Annotated in this window: 19 protein-coding genes; 16 read left to right on the top strand and 3 right to left on the bottom strand. The window is 65.2% G+C overall.

Annotation, left to right across the window (positions count from 1 at the left end; all coding sequences use genetic code 11):
• Positions 1 to 189 precede the first annotated feature (189 nt).
• Both AC0L23_RS33655 and AC0L23_RS33650 read left to right on the top strand, forming a co-directional pair.
• Positions 190 to 594, top strand: a complete 405-nt coding sequence (locus AC0L23_RS33655) for a YbgC/FadM family acyl-CoA thioesterase (protein WP_456653426.1) — start codon at positions 190 to 192, stop codon at positions 592 to 594.
• A 78-nt stretch (positions 595 to 672) separates the two neighbouring features.
• Entirely contained in the window at positions 673 to 1140 is a 468-nt protein-coding gene (locus AC0L23_RS33650; RefSeq protein ID WP_085359507.1) for a nuclear transport factor 2 family protein, read from the top strand.
• 120 nt (positions 1141 to 1260) lie between these two features.
• On the opposite strand, the gene AC0L23_RS33645 is transcribed toward AC0L23_RS33650, so the two are convergent.
• Positions 1261 to 1980, bottom strand: coding sequence for a type 1 glutamine amidotransferase (locus AC0L23_RS33645; protein WP_085359505.1), 720 nt, complete (start codon positions 1978 to 1980; stop codon positions 1261 to 1263).
• A 23-nt stretch (positions 1981 to 2003) separates the two neighbouring features.
• A complete protein-coding gene (locus AC0L23_RS33640; RefSeq protein ID WP_085359503.1) occupies positions 2004 to 2930 on the bottom strand; it encodes a LysR family transcriptional regulator in 927 nt (308 codons plus the stop codon).
• A gap of 151 nt (positions 2931 to 3081) precedes the next feature.
• Between AC0L23_RS33640 and AC0L23_RS33635 the strand changes: the two genes are divergently transcribed.
• Genes AC0L23_RS33635 through AC0L23_RS33595 form a run of 9 tightly spaced genes read left to right on the top strand, consistent with a single transcriptional unit; the run spans position 3082 to position 11849 of the window.
• Positions 3082 to 4038 (top strand): N-carbamoyl-D-amino-acid hydrolase, encoded by a 957-nt coding sequence (locus AC0L23_RS33635; RefSeq protein ID WP_083926347.1) that lies wholly within the window; start codon positions 3082 to 3084, stop codon positions 4036 to 4038.
• A gap of 35 nt (positions 4039 to 4073) precedes the next feature.
• Positions 4074 to 4898, top strand: coding sequence for an ABC transporter substrate-binding protein (locus AC0L23_RS33630; RefSeq protein WP_085359501.1), 825 nt, complete (start codon positions 4074 to 4076; stop codon positions 4896 to 4898).
• Positions 4895 to 5752 carry an amino acid ABC transporter permease gene (locus tag AC0L23_RS33625; RefSeq protein ID WP_473357963.1) on the top strand — a complete coding sequence of 286 codons (858 nt, stop codon included), beginning with the start codon at positions 4895 to 4897 and terminating at the stop codon, positions 5750 to 5752. The genes AC0L23_RS33630 and AC0L23_RS33625 overlap by 4 nt, the downstream gene beginning before the upstream one ends.
• Positions 5749 to 6513 (top strand): amino acid ABC transporter ATP-binding protein, encoded by a 765-nt coding sequence (locus AC0L23_RS33620; RefSeq protein WP_085348937.1) that lies wholly within the window; start codon positions 5749 to 5751, stop codon positions 6511 to 6513. Before AC0L23_RS33625 ends, AC0L23_RS33620 begins: the two co-directional genes overlap by 4 nt.
• Positions 6514 to 6527: 14 nt before the next feature.
• Complete coding sequence (locus AC0L23_RS33615; protein WP_085359499.1) at positions 6528 to 7343, top strand: ABC transporter substrate-binding protein; 816 nt, start codon at positions 6528 to 6530, stop codon at positions 7341 to 7343.
• Positions 7330 to 8214: a polysaccharide deacetylase family protein gene (locus tag AC0L23_RS33610; RefSeq protein ID WP_085348935.1), complete on the top strand. Its 885-nt coding sequence runs from the start codon at positions 7330 to 7332 to the stop codon at positions 8212 to 8214. The genes AC0L23_RS33615 and AC0L23_RS33610 overlap by 14 nt, the downstream gene beginning before the upstream one ends.
• Positions 8215 to 8222: 8 nt before the next feature.
• Positions 8223 to 8873: an aspartate/glutamate racemase family protein gene (locus AC0L23_RS33605; protein ID WP_085359497.1), complete on the top strand. Its 651-nt coding sequence runs from the start codon at positions 8223 to 8225 to the stop codon at positions 8871 to 8873.
• Positions 8874 to 8895: 22 nt separating this feature from the next.
• Positions 8896 to 10479: an ABC transporter substrate-binding protein gene (locus AC0L23_RS33600; protein WP_473357962.1), complete on the top strand. Its 1584-nt coding sequence runs from the start codon at positions 8896 to 8898 to the stop codon at positions 10477 to 10479.
• On the top strand, positions 10476 to 11849 hold the full coding sequence (locus tag AC0L23_RS33595; protein ID WP_085348932.1) for an amidohydrolase family protein: 1374 nt from the start codon (positions 10476 to 10478) through the stop codon (positions 11847 to 11849). Before AC0L23_RS33600 ends, AC0L23_RS33595 begins: the two co-directional genes overlap by 4 nt.
• On the opposite strand, the gene AC0L23_RS33590 is transcribed toward AC0L23_RS33595, so the two are convergent.
• Positions 11839 to 12753, bottom strand: coding sequence for a LysR substrate-binding domain-containing protein (locus AC0L23_RS33590; RefSeq protein ID WP_085359495.1), 915 nt, complete (start codon positions 12751 to 12753; stop codon positions 11839 to 11841). The genes AC0L23_RS33595 and AC0L23_RS33590 overlap by 11 nt on opposite strands.
• A gap of 272 nt (positions 12754 to 13025) precedes the next feature.
• On the opposite strand from AC0L23_RS33590, the gene AC0L23_RS33585 reads away from it, so the two are divergent.
• The 5 genes from AC0L23_RS33585 to AC0L23_RS33565 are packed head-to-tail and all read left to right on the top strand — an operon-like array spanning position 13026 to position 17938.
• Positions 13026 to 14060: an ABC transporter substrate-binding protein gene (locus AC0L23_RS33585; protein ID WP_018453751.1), complete on the top strand. Its 1035-nt coding sequence runs from the start codon at positions 13026 to 13028 to the stop codon at positions 14058 to 14060.
• A gap of 23 nt (positions 14061 to 14083) precedes the next feature.
• The gene (locus AC0L23_RS33580; RefSeq protein WP_085384902.1) at positions 14084 to 15118 is read left to right on the top strand and encodes an ABC transporter ATP-binding protein; all 1035 of its coding nucleotides are present in this window, start codon (positions 14084 to 14086) and stop codon (positions 15116 to 15118) included.
• On the top strand, positions 15115 to 15990 hold the full coding sequence (locus tag AC0L23_RS33575; RefSeq protein WP_085348928.1) for an ABC transporter permease: 876 nt from the start codon (positions 15115 to 15117) through the stop codon (positions 15988 to 15990). The genes AC0L23_RS33580 and AC0L23_RS33575 overlap by 4 nt, the downstream gene beginning before the upstream one ends.
• Entirely contained in the window at positions 15987 to 16793 is an 807-nt protein-coding gene (locus AC0L23_RS33570) for an ABC transporter permease (protein WP_473357961.1), read from the top strand. The genes AC0L23_RS33575 and AC0L23_RS33570 overlap by 4 nt, the downstream gene beginning before the upstream one ends.
• A gap of 8 nt (positions 16794 to 16801) precedes the next feature.
• The gene (locus AC0L23_RS33565; protein ID WP_085359493.1) at positions 16802 to 17938 is read left to right on the top strand and encodes an NAD(P)/FAD-dependent oxidoreductase; all 1137 of its coding nucleotides are present in this window, start codon (positions 16802 to 16804) and stop codon (positions 17936 to 17938) included.
• The last annotated feature ends 7 nt before the right edge of the window (positions 17939 to 17945 follow it).

The following is a 17945-nucleotide window of genomic DNA, read 5'->3' as shown; positions in this document are numbered from 1 at the left end:
GTCGCTGCACTCGTCCCGCATGCCCCTTCGGGCCGCTATGCTCGCGGCCGGGCTGACATTTCTCTCGAGGCGAGCTAGGTGAACACTGAAGCTGATCCCGAAGGCGCTGCGGCTCGCCATGAAAGGGACGTAGAAAAATCTGCGCTTGTTCACGCTATCGCCCTCCAGCGCCCCAACGAAATCAAGAACTTGGCATTCTGTTGCGATATCGTCAAACCAGAGTTTTCCGGCATCGTCTATCACGCCAACTATCTGCGCTTCATGGAGCGCGGGCGGACCAATCATCTGCGGCTGATGGGCGCCGAGCAGCAGGCATTGTTCGAGCAGGCCGAGGCGGAAGACGCAAGCTTCGCCTTCGTGGTGCGCTCGATGCATCTCGATTTCCTCAAGCCTGCCCGGATGGATGACGTGCTCGATGTCGTGACCTGGCCGGTCGCCGTGAAGGGCGCCTCCATCATGCTGGCGCAGGAGGTGCGGCGCGGCGAAGTCGTGCTGGTCAAAGCCGAGGTGCGGGTCGCCTTCATCAGCGGCGGACGTGCCCAGCCGATCCCGAAATCGATCCGCGCCTTGATGAAGGCTGATCCGATTTCGTGATCGGGCGATAGCGGACGGCCCTCTCGACTCCCCCGCGCGCGGCGATAGATTGCACTCCCGCCAACCGATGAGGCCCTCATGTCGCGCCCGCCGCTCCCGCCCTTTACCCGTGAGACCGCAGCGCAAAAGGCCCGCATGGCCGAGGATGCCTGGAATTCGCGCGACCCGGTGCGCGTCTCGCTCGCCTATACCGAGGACAGCCGCTGGCGCAATCGCTCCGAGGTTTTTCAGGGGCGCGAGGCCATCGTCACGTTCCTCACCCGCAAATGGGAGAAGGAGCACGACTACCGCCTGATCAAGGACCTCTGGGCGTTCGACGAAAACCGCATCGCGGTTCGCTTCCAATACGAATGGCACGATGCGAGCGGCCAGTGGTATCGCTCCTACGGCAACGAGCAGTGGGAGTTCGACGAGCACGGCCTGATGCGGCGCCGCGAAGCCTCGATCAACGACATCGCGATTGCGGAGAAGGACCGGCGGTTTCACTGGCCGGCACCGGGGCCGAGGCCTGCGGATGTGGCGGGGCTGGGGACGGATCCGTTCTGAGGCTTGCAAACAACTCTCTCCCCTCATGGTGAGGAGCCGCGAAGCGGCGTCTCGAACCATGCAGGCCCGGTTGCTGCATTTGGGCCTCTATCCTTCGAGACGCGCGCGGGAGCGCGCTCGTCAGGATGAGGAGGTGGACCTGCGCGCTAGAAATCTCGTAATCGCGCCACCAAGCTTGGCGTGATCCATCGGCTGCGCCAGTGATTCCCTCGCGGTGGCAACGACATCCTCCGGCGCCTTGCCGATGCGCAGCTCGCAGCACACTTGCGCAAACTCCACGTCGAACTCCGGATGCGGCTGCAGGGTGAGCGTCGCGCCGTTGGCGTAGAGCAGGCCGGCATGCGGGGTGAAATCGGAGGAGAGGATCGTCAGCGCATCGTTGGGCGGCTCCATCACCTGGTCCTGATGCGAGCAGGCGATGGCGACCGCTTCGTCGTCGATGACGCCGTTGTCCGGCAGCACCTGATAGACGTGCCGGCCGATGCCCCAGCCCTTCTCCGACTTGCGCACAGTGCCGCCGAGCGCCTGCGCGATCAGCTGATGGCCGAAGCAGACGCCGACCATTGGTGTCCTGTTGGCGTAGGCGGTGCGCACGAAATCTTCCAGCGGCGCGATCCAGTCGAGCCCGTCATAGACGCCGGCGGCGGCGCCGGTGATCAGCACCGCCTCCAAATTGCGCGGGTCGGGAAGCGCATCGCCGTTCGGGATGCTGACGATGTCGACCGTAGCTGTCGGGTCCTCGGCGCGGACCATGCGCTCGAACATGTCGGGGAACGAACCGTGGCGCTCGCGATATTTTTGTGGGACCTGTCCGGTCTCGATGATGGTGATGCGTGCCATGTGCCCTCCGGTAAAGGTCAAGCTCAGTCGCTTCCTGCCCCATGTTGTTGGTGTGGCGCTGTGCGCTCCAGCAGCGCACTCTCTTTCCGGACCTCGTTGAGAAACGCCTTGGCCAGGCGCGACAGCGGCTCGGCTTCCGACCATAGCATATAGGCCACGGCGTGCGTCGTCGGCGCGAACGGCCGTACGGCGAGGCCGGTCCAGCCGTTCTGCCGTGGCGAGAAGGGATCGACCACCGCGGCGCCGACGCCAGCGGCGGCGAGCACGCAGGCCGTGTTGCAGTAGCGCACCTCGACGGTCGGCTGGAACGGCGCGCCGGCGCGTGCGAAACTGTCGCGCACGGCCTCGCCAAGCCGCGTGCCGCGCTCGAGCCCGATGAAGGGCAGGCCGGACAGGTCGGCTGCCGAGATCACCGGCCGGTCGGCGAGCGGGTGCTGCGGCGGCAGCACGCAGACCATCTCGCCGGTGTGCACCACCTCATGGGCGATGCCCGGATGATGTGTCAGCCCGAGCGCGAAGCCGAGCTCGGCGACGCGGTTGAGCACGCCTTCGATGATGCCCTCATAGCGCCGCACGTCGAAGAACACCCGCGTCTCCGGGCGGCGGCGCAGGAAGCCTGACAGCGCCGCGGGGATGATGCTGTAGGCGAGCGGCGGCGTCGCGACCAGCGCGAGATGCCCGGAGCGGTTCTCGCGCAGATCGCGCACGCGGTTCTCGAGCTTTGCGTGCAGCGCGAAGATCGCCTCGCTCTCCTTGTAGAGCGCCATCGCTTCCGTGGTCGGAAACAGCCGGTTGTTGACGCGCTCGAACAGCGCAAAACCCGCCTGCGCCTCCATCGTCTTCAGCGCATTGCTGACTGCAGGCTGCGACAGCGCTAGTTCGTCGGCGGCCGCAACCGTGGTGCGGTGGCGGATGACGGCGCGGAGAATCTCGAGCTGGCGCAGGTTCATATCACTGCCGATTATACTCTGGGCCAAAACATCATAGCAGAACGAATTGATTTTGCAGCCCCGCTTCCGCGTAATGGCCGCGGATTTGCACGTCGCATCAAAGGGTTCATCCGCCCATTGAGGCGCCACTGCGCACAGATTGGAGGCAATCTTGGTTCGTGTCCTTCGCGCTGCCGCCGCACAGATGGGGCCGACGCAAAAAGCCGATCCGCGCGAGCATACGCTGTCGCGGATGCTTGCGCTGCTGGAAGAGGCGGCCGGCCGCGGCGCCAGCCTCGTGGTGTTTCCCGAGCTTGCCTTCACCACATTCTTTCCGCGCTGGTTGCTCGAAGGCGACGCGCTCGACCATTATTTCGAACGCGGAATGCCGAACCCGAACGTCGCCGCCTTGTTTGACCGTGCGCGTGCGCTGCGCGTCGGCTTCTATGTTGGCTATGCCGAGCTGACGCCGGATGGACGCCGCTACAATTGCGCCATCCTGGTTGACCGCGACGGCGAGCTGCTCGGCCGCTATCGCAAGGTGCACCTGCCGGGCTCGGTCGAGCCGCGACAAGGTGCGCGCTACCAGCAGCTTGAGAAACGCTATTTCGACTATGGCGACCTCGGCTTTCCGGCCTTCCGCGCCGGCTCGGCCTGGGCCCACGCCATTATGGGCATGATGATCTGCAACGATCGCCGCTGGCCGGAATCCTGGCGCGTGCTTGGCCTGCAGGGCGTCGAGCTTGTCTGCATCGGCTACAATTCGGCGGCCTATGATCCCAATGGCGGTAGCACGGAAGATGCCTCCTTGCGCACCTTCCACTCCACGCTGGTGACGCAGGCCAACGCCTATATGAACGCGACCTGGGCGATCTCGGTGGCGAAGGCGGGCGAGGAGGACGGCTCCGGGCTGATCGGCGGCTCCTGCATCGTCGATCCCAATGGCCGCATCGTCGCGCAGGCCGCAACGCTGACCGACGAGGTGATCGTCGCCGATATCGATCTGGACCTCTGCCGCCAGGGCAAGGACAAGATGTTCAACTTCGCCGCGCACCGGCGGCCGGAGCAATACAGGGTGATCACCGAACGCGCCGGCGTCATCGAACCCGCGGTTCTCGACGCGGACTGACAGGACGTTCCAACAACGTTGGCAAAGGAGCCGATATGACGCGCCTCTCGTATTTCCTCGGCATCGCAGCGCTGACGGCCGCCACGTCCGCGCAGGCGGCGGAGCTTCCGGCCGAGATCAAGCAAGCGGGCGCGTTGAAGCTCACGGTCAACTCGACATACGCGCCGATGGAACATCGCGATCCCGCAACGAATGAGCTCGTCGGGCTCGACGTCGATCTGGCGAACGAGCTCGCCAAGCGCCTCGGCGTGAAGATCGTCTGGAGCGAGACGCCGTTCGCCGAATTGATCCCGTCGCTCCAGACCAGGCGCGCCGACTTCATCATCTCCGGCATCTCCGATCGCGCCTCGCGGCGCGAGACCGCAGATTTCGTCGATTATCTCGGGACCGGCCCGCAGTTCTTCGTGATGGCGGAGAACGAAGCCAAGGCTGCGACCGATCTCTGCGGCAAGAAGGTCGGGACCACCCGCAGCACCAGCTTCCCGGTCGAGATCGAGAAGTGGAGCAAGCAGAATTGCGAGGCGGCCGGCAAGCCGGCGATCCAGTACGTGCCGGGCGAGAACTCGATCGACGTCCGCAACCAGCTCAAGCAGGGCCGCATCGACGCCGCCGTACAGGGCAGCGAGACGCTGCCTTATGCGCAGACGCAGGAACCCGGCAAATACCGCGTGATCGGCGAGCCCTTTGCCAAAGGCTATCAGGGCATCATGTTCCGCAAGGACGATGCGGCGCTTCGTGAAGTGGTGACCGAGAAGCTCATCGCGATGATCGCCGACGGTTCCTACAAGGCTGTCCTCGACAAATGGAGCCTTGGCGGCAACGCGGTCGCCCAGCCCATGCTGAACGCGGCGCCGCAATGAAGCCGGCACCGGCACTCGCGGAGGGTTTTCCCGATCTGTCGGGAATGCGGGTCGCGCGCGAGCCGCACTGGTTTCGCTGGCTCAGCGCGGCGCTGATCGTCCTCGTGCTTGCATTGATCGGGCGCGCTTTTGCGGGCGGCCAGATCGAATGGTCTTATGTCGGCCGCTTCCTGACCGCAAAGGTGATCATAGAGGGCATCGTCAACACCATGGTGATGGCGGTGCTGGCGATGGCGCTCGGTATCTTCCTTGGCGTCATCGTCGCGATCATGCGGCTGTCGCCCAACCCGGTACTGAAGACCGTTGCCGCCGGCTACACTTGGTTGTTCCGCGGTACGCCGCTGATCCTGCAACTGCTGCTGTGGTTCAATCTCGCGCTGGTGTTTCCGACCATCGGCATTCCCGGCCTGTGGAGTGCGCGCGCCGTCGACGTCATGACGCCGTTCCTTGCCGCGCTGCTCGGGCTCGGCATCAACCAGGGTGCCTATACCTCGGAAGTGATGCGCGCCGGCATGCTGTCAGTCGATATCGGGCAATATGAGGCCGCGCAGGCGATTGGCATGGGACGCCTGCGTGCGCTGCGCCGGATCGTGCTGCCGCAGGCGATGCGGGTGGTGATCCCGCCGCTTGGCAACGAGTTCATCGGCATGGTGAAGGCGACCTCGCTCGCCAGCGTCATCCAGTATCCGGAACTGCTGCACAACGCCGAAAACATCTACTACGCCAATTCGCGCGTGATCGAGCTCCTGATCGTGGCCGGGCTCTGGTACCTGCTCGTCGTCTCAATCCTGACGCCGCTCCAGATGCTGCTCGAACGCCGTTTTGCGCGCGGCACATTGCGGCTCGCGCGATGACAAGACCCCTCGTCGCGATTCGCTCCGTCGCCAAGAATTTCGGCGAGTTCCAGGCTCTCAAGAGCGTCACGCTCGACGTCTGGCCCGGCGAGGTGATGTGTCTGATCGGCGCCTCCGGCTCGGGCAAGACCACACTGCTCCGCTGCATCAACCAGCTCGCGGCGATCGACAGCGGCGGCATCTGGCTCGACGGCGAGCTCCTGGGCGTGCGCGAGCAGGGCGGACGACTGCATCGGCTCAGCGAGCGCGAAATCGGGCGGCAACGGCTGAAAACCGGCATGGTGTTCCAGCGCTTCAACCTGTTTCCGCACAAGACCGCGCTCGAAAACATCACCGAGGGTCCGCTCCAGGTTCAAGGCCGAAAATCCGACGAGGTGCGCGCTGAGGCGATCGAGCTGCTGCGGCGCGTCGGATTGTCGGCCAAAGCGGACGCGTATCCCGCCCAGCTCTCCGGCGGCCAGCAGCAGCGGGTCGCGATTGCCCGCGCGCTTGCCATGAAGCCGATGCTGATGCTGTTCGACGAGCCGACCAGCGCGCTCGATCCCGAGCTCGTCGGCGAGGTCTTGGCGGTCATGAAGGAGCTGGCGCGGAGCGGCATGAGCATGATGGTCGTGACGCACGAACTCGGCTTCGCGCGCGAGGTCGCCGACCGCGTCGTCTACATGGACCAGGGCGCGATCATCGAGCACGGGCGCGCATCCGATGTCTTGGGCGCGCCGCGCGAGGAGCGTACCAAGGCATTTCTTTCGGCAGTGATCTGAATGGGGGCGTATCGATGAAGAGACTTCTGGTTACGGCGGCACTCGTTGGCGCCATGAGCGCTCCGGTCATGGCAGTCGAGCTGCCGGCGGAGATCGCCAAGCGCGGCAGCATCAAGGTCGCGCTGGTGCCGAACTATCCGCCGATGGAGTTCCGCGATCCCGCCACCAACGCGTTGTCCGGCTTCGACATCGATCTCGGCGGGGCCATCGGCCGCAAGCTCGGCGTCAAGATCGAGTGGCAGGAGACCAGCTTTGCCGAGTTCATGCCGTCGATCTCGACCGGGCGGGTGGACGCCATCCTGTCCGGCTTCACGGACTATGCCAGCCGGCACGAGATCGCGTCCTTCGTCGATTATTTGCGCAGCGGCCCGCAGTTCTTCGTGCAGCAGTCGCGCAAGGCGGAGTTCAAGGACGCAGCCGCGCTCTGTGGCAAGAAGGTCGGCGCCAGCCGCCGCACCATGTTCCCGGCGCAGATCGCGGCCTGGAGCGAGAAGAATTGCGGCACCAATCCGATCCAGTTCGTCGGCACCGACGGCTCGGCCGACGCCCGCACCCAGCTCAGGCAGGGCCGCATCGATGCCGCCGCCCAGGGCAACGAGACGCTGCCCTACATCATGGACCTCGAGCCCGGCACCTATGCGACCGTGGGCGAGCCCATCGCGCAGCAATTCACCGGCATCGCTCTGCCGGTCAAGGAAAAGGCGCTGCAGCAAGCCATGCTGGAGGCGGTCGATGCGCTGATCACGGACGGCACCTATCGCACGCTGCTTGCCAAGTGGAAACTGACCGACAACGCACTCGAAAAGGCGACCCTCAATGCTGGACAGTAAGGCACTCCAGAGCATTCCGCTCACCCCAGCCAACACCGCGGATCCTGCGCCGGAATACCCCTGGCCGAAGCCGTACAATTCGGCGATGTTCCTGTCGTTCGACGTGGACGCGGAGAGCGCCTGGACCAGCAAGGACGCGGTGCATGCGCAGCGGCTCATCACCATGAGCTATGGCGGCTATGAGGCACGCGTCGGCACGCCGAAGCTCCTGGAGCTGCTCGAACAGCTCGATCTCAAGGCGACCTTCTTCGTCACGGGATGGTCGGTCGACGCGCATCCGGCGATGGCCGAGGCCATTCTCAAGGCCGGTCACGAGATCGGCCACCACGGCTATCACCATCTGTTGCCCGATCCCGGCGATCCCTGGATCGAGGAGGAGCTCGAGCGCGGGTTCGAGGCGCTCAAGCGCCGGCTTGGCGTCAGGCCGACCGGCTACCGCGCGCCCTACGGCGAGTTCACCGAGGAGCTGCGGGTGGCCTTGGTGCGCCACGGCATCGTCTACACCTCCTCGTTCCGCGACGACGTGCGGCCCTATCGGCATCGTCTCGCCGACGGCAAGCCGGGCACGATCGAGCTGCCGGTGACCGCCAGCTATGACGACTGGATGCACGGCCTGTCCGCGCGCTTCAGCCCCCGCTCGATCTTCCCCAAGGAGCATGTGCTCTCGATCTGGAAGGACGAGCTCGACGAAACCAGAGACTGGGGCGCGATGGTGACGACCGTGCTGCATCCACAATGCAGCGGTCGACCGATGCGGCTGCGCCTGCTGCGCGAATTCCTGACCTACGCAAAGTCGTGCCCGGATGTCTGGATCACGACCGGTGAGAAGATCGCGGCCAACTTCCTGCGCCACGAGGCCGGAAAAAGTTGAGCCACGCCATGACCCGTATCCTCGTCATCAACCCCAACTCCTCCGCATCGGTGACGGCGGCGATCGACGACGCCGTCGCGCCGCTACGCATCGCCGGCGGACCCGCAATCGAGGTCGTCGGCCTTGCCGGGGGGCCGCCGGGCATCAGCTCGCAACGCGACGCCGACAGCATGGTGATGCCGCTGGTCAACCGTGTGTCGCGCGCCGATGCGGATGCCTTCGTGCTCGCCTGCTTCAGTGATCCCGGCCTGCATGCGGTGCGCGAGGCGGCCGGCGGGCGCCCGGTGATGGGCATCGCCGAGTGCGGCATCTTTCGCGCAATGATGCTGGGCGAGCGATTTGGCGTCATCGCGCTGTCGCCGTCGAGCATTCGCCGCCAGCAGCGGATGGTGCGGCTGATGGGCATCGACAGCCGCTATGCCGGAAGCTGGTCGGTCGGCGCGAGCGCGGCGGAGACGGCAGGCGCGGACATCCGGGGACGGTTGATTGAAGCCGGCCGCGCGCTGGTCTCGCAATGCCTTGCCGATGTCGTGGTGATGGGCTGCGCCGGCATGGCCTCGCACCGCGCGGCGATTGCGGATGCCATCGGTGTGCCCGTGGTCGAGCCGGCGCAGCAGGCGGTGGCCGCTGCGATCGGCGCGGTCTTGTTGAACACGTAAGATCCTTCAGGAGCCTCTTGCAATGCCCGTCTCCCGCCGTTCGCTCCTCAAGGCCGTAGCCGCGGTGCCGGCGCTGTCATTTCCGGGCATCCTGCGCGCCGAATCCCAGACCACGCTACGCTTCATTCCGGTGATCGACCTCGCCTTCGTCGATCCCATCTATTCGACGGCACAAGTGTCGCGAAACCACGGCTTCATGGTCTACGACACGCTCTACGGCATGAGCTCTTCGCTCCAGGTCTCGCCTCAGATGCTGTCGGGCCATGTCGTCTCCGGCGACCGGCTGCAATGGGACCTCAGCTTGCGTGACGGTCTGTTCTGGCACGATGGCGAGCGCGTGCTCGCCCGCGACTGCGTCGCGAGCATCCGCCGCTGGGCCGCGCGCGACGGCTTTGGCGGCGAGCTGATGGAGGCGACTGACAAGCTGTCGGCCACTGACGACCGCACCATCCGCTTCCGCCTCAAACGTCCATTCCCGCTGTTGCCGCAAGCGCTGGGCAAGGCCGCGATCAACGCGTGCTTCATGATGCCGGAGCGGCTGGCGGGCCAGGATCCGTTCAAGCCGCTCACCGAAGTGATCGGCAGCGGCCCGTTCCGCTATCTCGCCGACGAGCGCGTGCAGGGTGCGCGCAACGCGTATGCCAGGTTCGAGCGCTATCAGCCGCGCACGGACGGCAAGCCGGATTGGACAGCGGGCCCGAAGATCGTGCACTACGATCGGGTGGTCTGGACCACCACGCCCGATGCCGGCACCGGCGTCGCCGCGCTGCAGACCGGGGAGCAGGACTGGCAAGAGACCACGCCACACGACCTGCTGCCGATCATCAAGGCGGCCGGCGACATCGAGACGCGGATCCTCGATCCCCGCGGTTACGCCTGCATGCTGCGCCTCAATCATCTTCAGTCACCGTTCGACAATCCTGCCGTTCGCCGCGCGCTCCTGGGGGCCATCGATCAATCCGCCTTCATGACCGCGGTGGCCGGTACCGATCCGAACTTCCAGGTCTCACCGATCGGCTATTTCGCGCCGAATACGCCGATGGCCAGCGATGTCGGCCTCGATGTCTTCCGCGGCCCGCGTGACTACGCCAAAGTGAAGGCCGATCTCAAGGCCGCGGGGTATAATGGCGAGAAGGTCGTGGTGCTCGTGCCCACCAACTCACTGGCGCAGAAGCCGCTTGGCGAGATCGCCGTCGACTCCTTGCGCAAGGCCGGCATGAACGTCGAATATGCCGGGCTCGATTTCGCCGTGGTGCTGCAACGCCAACTCAAGAAGGACCCGATCGGGCAGGGCGGCTGGAGCGCGGCGGTCGGCAACTGGCAGGGCATCGACTGGCTCAATCCGGCCGGCAACACCAATATCCGTGGTGAGGGCAAGGTCGCCGGCTGGTATGCGAGCGAGAAGATGGCCGGCCTGCGCAGCCAGTGGCTGGCGGCCTCCGAGCTCGCGGAGCAGCAGCGCATCTGCCGTGAGATCCAGGCGGTGGCTTTCCAGGAAATCCCCTATATTCCGATTGGCCTGTACAAGCAGCCGACTGCCTATCGCAAAGCCATCACCGGCATTCTCGACGGCACCGCCGTTTTCTGGAACGTACGCCCCGCATGAGCACGATCGCAATCTTCGGCAGCTATGTGCTGTCACGCAAGGACGGCGCGCAGGACGTGTTGCGCGACCATTGGGTTCTGGTCGAAGGCAAGAAGATTGCCGCGGTCACGCGCGACAAGCCGCGGGCGGACGAGGTGCATGACCGTCCCGGCCGCTTCGTTCTGCCGGGCCTGTTGAACCTGCACAATCACTGCTTCTCCGAAGCGGTGGCGCGCAGCCACACCGAGGACGGCAACGGCCGCCGCAACAACCAGAGCATCGTTTACACGGTGCTTTTGCCGCTGACCAAGCGCGGTGCAGATATCTTATCGGCGGAAGAGCGCATGGCGGTCGCGCGGCTCGGCATCCTCCAACTCCTGAAGGGCGGCGCCACCACGGTGATGGAGCCGTTCCGCAACTCGATCCCGGAGATGTTCGATGCCGCCGAGGAGATGGGCATCCGCTTCTACGGCGCGCCCTATCTGTTCTCGACGTCGGACGCCAAGGCCGGCCCCGACGGCGTGGTGCACTATTCCGGCGATGACGGCACAGCCGACATGGCGACCTGGGATGCACTCTACCAGCGCTGGAATAATCGCGGCGACGGCCGCATCGGCCTTGCGATGAGTCCGCATGCCACCGACACCTGCGGGCCTGATCTGTTGAGGGCCTGTGCCGCGCGGGCACGCGAGCTCGGCGTGCCCGTCACGACGCATATGGCGCAGAGCCGCGCCGAGGTCGAAACCATCGGCAAGCGCTATGGCGGCCGCACGCCGGCGCAATATCTCGACTGGCTCGGCCTGCTGGCGCCCGACCTGATGGCGGCGCACTGCATGTTCAGCACCGATGACGATCTCAAGCTGATGGCCGCGCGCGGTATGACGGTTCTCAACTGCCCGCGCGTGTTCGCGCGCGCCGGCGTCACCGCGGCCTTCAGCCAGTTCGCGGAGCACGGCGTGCGCACGGTGGTCGGCACCGACGGCTACAACATGGACCTGCTCGGCGAGCTCAATGCGGCGTCGCTGATCTCCAAGATCACCTCGGCGCGTGCCGATGTCGCGAACGCGCCCGAGTTGATCGAGGCGAACACGGCAATCGCGGCCGATGTCATCAAGCGGCCCGATCTCGGCCGTATCGAGCCGGGCGCGACCGCCGACCTCACGATCGTCGATCTCACCCATCCGCATCTTCAGCCGCTGTTCGACCCGCGCCGCGCGCTGATCGCGCTCGCCAATCGCGCCAATATCGATCAGGTCATGGTCGACGGCCGCATGCTGGTCGATGCCGGCCGCTATCTCGGCGCCGACGAGGCCGCGATCACGGCTGCCGGCACCGCTGCGATTGGCAAGATCTGGGACCTGCCGGAGGCACAGGCGGCGTTCAACGGCTGAGGGGTGGCTCGTCGAATTCGGCGAGCGCCTTGCGTATGGTCTCGACCAGATCGAGCGCTACCGGCGAGGGGCTGCGCTGTGCCGGAAAGACCGCCGAGAATTCGAAGTCGATGCGCGGCAGGAAGCGGCGCACGACGACGCCGCGGGTAGAAAATTCCTGGGCGGTGAAGGGATCGCAGATGGCGACGCCAAGTCCTGACGACACCATGCCGCACATGATCTCCGACAGCGTGGTCTCGACCCTGAGCACGCGGCGGACATCGTGGCGATGGAAGACCTGGTCGACGAGGTGGCGGCTCGACGAGCCCGCCGACAGCGAGATGAAAGTCTCGCCCTCGAAGTCGCGGGGCTCCAGCACTTCCTTTTCCGCGAGGCGGTGACCGGTGGGCAGTACAGCCACACGCGCGGGCGCCGGCAGCTTCTGGCTCGGCAAGCCCGAATGCGCGATGGGCACCTCGGCAAAGCCGACGTCGCACTGATTGTTCAGTACCCAGTCGACCACGATCGGCGAGATCACGCCGAAGAAAGCGAGGTTGAGGTTCGGCCGCTCCTTCAGGAAGTGCCCGGTGAGCCGCGGCAAATAGCCATTGGACAATGCTGGAAGTGCCGCGATCCGCAGTGAGCCGGTGCGGCGGCCGCGGATTTCCTCGGCTGCCGCCGTGATCCGTTCAAGGCCGACGAAGGAGCGCTCGACTTCGGTGTAGAGCGCCATTGCCGCAGCGGTCGGCACGAGGCCGGTGCCGCGCCGCTCGAACAGCTCCATCTTCAGCAGCGCCTGGAGGTCGCGCAGCAAGCGGCTGACCGCCGGCTGCGTCACTTTCATCAGCGCCGCCGCCTCAGTCACGCTGCCGGTCAGCATCGTAGCCCGGAAGGCTTCCACCTGCCGCGAATTGATGCGCGCCATCCTGAATTCCATTCATAACATTTAGGCATACAGAGGGTGCCATTATTCATTGGACGACGGAAGCCGGAGTTTGCGATCTTTTTCATCAGAGCTGGAGACGGCCCGCTTTTTCGGCAGATTGGAGGGGTTCGAACCTCCGGATCGCGCCAAACCTGTCGAGCAGGGGCCGGAGCCCTGGTCGGAGAGGGGTTTTGCGCGGAAGGAAATGCGGAAGGTCCAGCCAACGAGACTCGTCGGCACGTCACCTCATCCCGGTATGGAGATCGGACCACATGAAGACTTTTCGCCTTCTGACAGCGGTCAGCATCGCGGCCCTCATCGCCGCCCCGTCGGTTGCCACGGCTCAGCAAAAGACGCTCTATGTCGCCGGCTATGGCGGCTCGTTCGAGAAGACCATCCGCGACGAGGTGATCCCGACTTTCGAGAAGGAGAACGGCGTCAAGGTCGAGTACGTCGCCGGCAACTCCACCGACACGCTGGCCAAGCTGCAGGCGCAGAAGGGCAACCAGCAGATCGACGTCGCCATCGTGGACGACGGCCCGATGTACCAGGCGATCCAACTCGGCTTCTGCGGCAAGCTCGATGGCCTGCCGACCGATCTCTACGACACCGCGCGCTTCAAGGACGATCGTGCGGTCGCGATCGGCATCGTCGCGACCGGCCTGATGTACAACACCAAGGTGTTTGCGGAGAAGGGCTGGGCGCCGCCGACCTCCTGGAACGATCTCAAGGACACGAAATACGCCAAGCAGCTCGTGATCCCGCCGATCAACAACACCTATGGCCTCGAAGCGCTGGTGATGCTGTCGAAGATGAATGGCGGCGGCGAGTCCAATGTCGATTCCGGCTTCAAGATCTTCAAGGAGCAGATCAATCCGAACGTGCTCGCCTATGAGCCGTCGCCGGGCAAGATGACCGAGCTGTTCCAGTCCGGGCAGGCTGTGATCGCGGTGTGGGGCACCGGCCGCGTGCAGAGCTTTGCCAATACCGGCTTCCCCGTCGATTTCGTCTATCCGAAGGAGGGCGCCGCGACGTTGCTGACGACCGCCTGTCCGATCACCAAGCCGAACGCCTCGCCGCTTGCGTCTAGCTTCGTCAAGATGCTGCTCGAACCCAAGATCCAGCTCGTGATGCTGAAGGATTACGGCTACGGCCCGGTGCTGAAATCGCTGGTGATCCCGCCCGAGCTCGGCAAGATGGCGCCGATCGGCGAGCGCGCGGCAAAGCTCTATAATCCGGACTGGACCGTCATCAACGAGAAGCGCGAGGAATGGACCAAGCGCTGGAATCGCGAGGTCGAGCGCTGATCGGTCATCCCGGAGACAGTGCGATGGCCTATCTCGAGCTCGAAGGGGTCGCCAAGCAATTCGGAGCGCAGACTGTCGTCGACGACTTCAGTCTCGCGGTCGGGAAGGGGGAGTTCGTCTCCTTTCTCGGCCCCTCCGGCTGCGGCAAGACCACGACCCTGCAGATGATCGCGGGCTTCCTCGATCCCACCCGCGGCGCGATCCGGCTGCAAGGCAAGGATCTGACCGCGATCCATCCGGCCAAACGCGGGCTCGGGATCGTGTTCCAGAGCTACGCGCTGTTTCCGCACATGACCGCGGCCGAGAATGTCGCCTTCGGGCTCGAGATGCGCAATGTGCCGCGCGGCGAACGGACCGAGCGCGTTCGCGCAGCGCTCGCGATGGTCGGGCTTGCCGGCTACGAGGATCGCCATCCGCGTCGCATGTCCGGCGGCCAGCAGCAGCGCGTGGCGCTGGCGCGCGCGCTGGTGATCAAGCCGAGCGTGCTGTTGCTCGACGAGCCGCTATCGAATCTCGACGCCAAGCTGCGCGAGGAGATGCAGATCGAGCTGCGCCAGATCCAGCGTACCATCGGCACCACCACGATCCTCGTCACCCACGACCAGAACGAGGCGATGTCGTTGTCCGACCGCATCGTGGTGATGAGCCAGGGCCGGATCGAGCAGATCGGCACGCCGCAAGAGGCTTATGAGAAGCCGGCCTCGGCCTTCGTCTCGCAGTTTTTGGGAAAGACCAACGACTTTGCCGCGACGATCGATCGGACCAGTGCGCCTGGGCGATTGATCGCCGGCTCGTGGAGCGCGCCTGCGCCTGCCGGGCGTAGCGGTCCCGTCACCGTCAGCATTCGCCCCGAGCGGATCGACTTTGGCGACGCAGGCCTCAGCGCAAAGATCGTCACCCGCATCTTCCAGGGCAATCACTGGCTGTTCCAGTGCGAGAGCGAATGTGGCCCGGCGACCGTGATCCGCCAGAATGACGGCCGGTCGCAACCGGTCGAAGGCGAGGCAGTTCACCTCACCTGGCGACCGGAAGACATGGGCGTGAGAGGCGTCGCATGAGCGCTTCCGCCGAGGAACGAAACGTACGCACGCCGTGGGCGCTGACCGCGCCCGCTTTGATGCTGTTCGTCGGCGTGCTCCTGATTCCGCTGGCAATGACCGTGATGCTGTCGTTCCACGATTGGGGCCAGTACAAGGGCATCGAGCCGGTCTTCATCCTCAAGAACTGGCACGAGATCGTCACCGATCCCTATTACGCCGAGATGTTCGGGCGGACGTTTCGCATCGCAATCCTGACCACGCTGCTCACCGCGCTGCTCGGTGCGCCCGAAGCCTACATCCTCAACCGCATGGGCGGACGCTGGAAGAGCGTTTTCCTGCTGGTCATCCTGGGGCCGCTGTTGATTTCCGTGGTGGCGCGGACGCTCGGCTGGGCGCTGCTGTTCGGCGGCAATAACGGCCTCGTCAACAAGCTCTTGATGTCGGTCGGGTTGATCCGCGCGCCTATCCCCTTCATGTTCACCGAGACCGGAATGGTTATCGCGCTCGCGCACGTGATGATGCCCTTCATGGTGCTGTCGGTGTGGGCGGCGCTGCAGCGGCTCGATCCGCAGATCGAGAATGCCGCGATGTCGCTCGGCGCCGGCCCTGTGACCATCATCCGCCGCATCATCATGCCGCAGATCATGCCGGGCGTGCTGTCGGGGGCGATCATCGTGTTCTCGCTCTCGGCCAGTGCGTTTGCGACGCCCGCGATCATCGGCGGCCGCCGACTCAAGGTCGCGGCGACGCTGGCCTATGACGAGTTCCTCAACACGCTGAACTGGCCGCTGGGTGCGGCGGTCGCCACGCTGCTGCTGGCCGCGCTGGTCTTGATCGTCGTCGGCAGCAACGCGCTGATCGAGCGTCGTTACGCGGAGGTGTTCCGATGAGCCGGAATGGCCCGCTGGCGTTGATCTTCCACACCATCTTCGTCATCGTCATGGTGGCGCCGATCCTCGTCGTCTGCCTCGTCGCGTTCACGCCTGAAGGCTTCTTGTCGCTGCCGACAAACGGCTTTTCGCTGCGCTGGTTCAGGGCGATCGCCAACTATCCCGAATTCGTCCACGCTTTCTGGGTCAGTCTTGGCCTTGGCGCACTGTCCTCTCTCGTGGCGCTGCTATTCGCGGTGCCTGCGGCGCTGGCGATCGCGCGCTATCGGTTCCGCGGTCGAGACGCACTGGCGGCGCTGTTTCTGTCGCCGCTGATGATCCCGCATGTCGTGCTCGGCATCGCGTTCCTGCGCTTCTTCACTTCGGCTGGCCTCGGCGGCAGCTTCGCCGCGCTGATCATCGCGCATGTCATCATCGTGTTTCCGTTCGCACTGCGGCTGACGCTGGCGGCAGCGACCGGCATGGACCTCTCGGTCGAGATGGCCGCGGTCTCGCTCGGCGCCGGCGGCTGGACGCTGTTCCGCCGCGTCACGCTGCCGTTGATCCTGCCCGGCGTCATCAGCGGCTGGGCGCTCGCCTTCATCCAGTCCTTCGACGATCTCACCATGACCGTCTTCCTCGCGGCACCCGGCACCGAAACATTGCCGGTGCGCATGTTTCTGTACATCCAGGACAACATCGATCCGCTGGTGATTTCAGTCTCGGCCTGCGTGATCGCGATCACCATGACCGCCCTCATTCTGCTCGACCGCTTCTACGGGCTCGACCGCGTGCTCGCCGGCAAGGGCGATACAGGGCGATAGGAGAGTCCATGCGAACAGATTACGACGTCGCCGTCGTCGGTGGCGGATTGCTCGGCTCCGCCATTGCCTGGGGCCTCGGCCGACTCGGCAAGAGCGTCGCCGTGCTCGATGAAGGCGACATCACCAAGCGTGCCTCGCGTGCCAACTTTGCGCTGGTCTGGGTGCAGAGCAAGGGGCTCGGCATGCCGGCCTATACGGTGTGGACCGTGCAAGCGTCACAGGCATGGAGCCGGCTCGCGTCCGAGCTGAAGCAGCAGACCGGCCTCGATGTCTCGCTTCAGCAGAACGGCGGTTTTCATCTGACGCTTGGCGAGGACGAGTTCGGTCAGCGCGCCGAGCTGGTCAAGCGCATGCACAACCAGACGGGTGCCGCCGATTACAAGATGGAGATGCTGCCGGCATCCGAGGTGAAGAAGGCGCTGCCGCTGATCGGGCCCGAGGTCTCCGGCGGCAGTTATTGTCCACTCGACGGTCACGTCAATTCGCTGCGCACGTTTCGTGCGTTCCACACCGGCTTCAAGGCATTCGGCATCGATTATCTTCCGGAGCGCCCGGTCTCGGCGATCAGCAGGAGCAGCGGCGAATTCTGCCTGACCACGCCGCAGGGCGAGCTCCGTGCCGCCAAGATCGTGCTCGCCGCCGGCAATGCTAACCAGACCCTGGCGCCGATGGTCGGTCTCCACGCCCCGATGGGCCCGACCCGCGGCCAGATCGTGGTGACCGAGCGCACCATGCCCTTTCTGCCGCATCCGCTGACCACGATCCGCCAGACCGACGAGGGCACGGTGATGATCGGCGACAGCAAGGAAGACGAGCTCGACGATCGCGCGCTGAAGCACTCGATCAGCGCCGTGATGACGGATCGCGCCCAGCGCATGTTTCCGCATCTCGCGCGGCTCAACGTGGTCCGGAGCTGGGCCGGCATCCGCGTCATGCCGCAGGACGGCTTTCCGATCTACGACCAGTCGGAGACGCATCCCGGTGCCTTCGTCGCCTGCTGCCACTCCGGGGTGACACTCGCCTCCAACCACGCCTTCGAGATCGCGCGGATGGTTGCGCAAGGCGCGCTCGAGCCCGAGCTGGTCGGCGCGTTCTCGGCCAGCCGTTTTGGCGCCGCCGGTGCCGCGAACAACAGCGGCTACTAGGGACATT

The organism is Bradyrhizobium sp. MI1.4 (assembly GCF_055811315.1).
The sequence above is the reverse complement of the archived record's forward strand: the minus strand, read 5'-3'. Positions and strand labels throughout refer to the sequence as shown.